The organism is Actinoplanes subtropicus, from assembly GCF_000721705.1.
Lineage (GTDB): Bacteria > Actinomycetota > Actinomycetes > Mycobacteriales > Micromonosporaceae > Actinoplanes > Actinoplanes subtropicus.
In genome coordinates, this window is record NZ_JOJL01000130.1 from 1 (window position 1) to 1,293 (window position 1,293).

General features: G+C 68.1%; 2 protein-coding genes. Both read left to right on the top strand.

The features are described 5' to 3' along the window. The first annotated feature begins 64 nt into the window (after positions 1-64). Positions 65-379 carry a transposase gene (locus tag IH26_RS0152445; RefSeq protein ID WP_030443804.1) on the top strand — a complete coding sequence of 105 codons (315 nt, stop codon included), beginning with the start codon at positions 65-67 and terminating at the stop codon, positions 377-379. Continuing rightward, the gene (locus IH26_RS0152450) at positions 376-1,260 is read left to right on the top strand and encodes an IS3 family transposase (RefSeq protein WP_030443805.1); all 885 of its coding nucleotides are present in this window, start codon (positions 376-378) and stop codon (positions 1,258-1,260) included. The genes IH26_RS0152445 and IH26_RS0152450 overlap by 4 nt, the downstream gene beginning before the upstream one ends. The last annotated feature ends 33 nt before the right edge of the window (positions 1,261-1,293 follow it).

Genomic DNA, 1,293 nt, shown 5'->3' on the forward strand with positions numbered 1-1,293 from the left:
TGAAGTTCCACCCTCGAACCGGACACCTTGAAACCAGACAGTGGTCTGGGGGAAGGATGTTCCGGTGCCCCGCCCTTCGAAGTACAACGAGGATTTCCGTCGGGACGCGGTCGAGCTCGTGCGGTCCTCGGGCCGCACGCTACGCGACGTCGGCCGGGAACTCGGTGTCAATCACGAGACCCTGCGCGGCTGGGTGGCCGCCGCGAAACGCGCCGACGAGCAGCAGCGCGCCGGCCGCGGCAGCACCGACGGCGGCGAGCTGAGCGGCGCCGAACGCGACGAACTGCGCCGGCTACGGCGCAAGGTCGCCGAGCTGGAGCTGGAGAAAGAGATTCTCCGGAAGGCGGCCGCCTATTTTGCGAAGGAGATGGGTCATTGACCGGCCGCTACCGGTTCATCTCCGAACACCACGCCGTGTACGGCGTGACGCGGCTGTGCCGTGTTCTGGCGGTCAAGCGCAGGCAGGGCTACTACGAGTGGCTCGCCGCCGAGCCTGCCCGGCAGGCACGCCAGGACGACGACGAGCACCTGGCCGCGATGATCCGGCAGATCCAGGCCGAGCACCGCGGTTACGGGGCGCCGCGGGTCACCACCGAGCTGCGCCGTCGCGGGCTGCGGGTCAACCGCAAACGCGTGGAGCGGGTGATGCGGGAGCGTGGCCTGGCCGGGATCACCCGCCGCCGGCGGCGGTCGCTGACCAAGCCCGATGCCAAGGCCGCGCCGGCACCGGACCTGATCCGCCGCGACTTCACCGCCTCGTCGCCTGGTGTGCGGCTGGTCGGGGACATCACCTACCTACCGACCGCCGAGGGCTGGCTGTATCTGGCGACCACGATCGATCTGTTCAACCGGGAGATCGTCGGGCACGCCATGGCCACCCACATGCGCGCCGAGCTCGTGAGCGACGCCGTCGAGCTGGCGCACCGGCGGGGTCTGGTCCGCCCGCACGCGATCTTCCACTCCGACCGCGGTAGCCAGTACACCTCGAAGGACTTCCGGGCCACGCTGAGCAGGCTGGACATGCGGCCGTCGATGGGTCGGACCGGGTCGTGTTACGACAACGCGGTCGCGGAGTCGTTCTTCGCCAGCCTCAAAGCCGAGATCGGCACCCGCGTCTTCGCCACCCGCGCCGAGGCCCGCAGCGAGGTGTTCGCCTACATCAACTACTACAACAACAAAAGACTACATTCCACCATCAATCACCAGACACCACGCGAAGCACGTGTCTGCTATCGTCCACCCATCGCCCTCGCGGCATAAAACTCCGGTGTCCGGTCCCGGGGTGGAACTTCA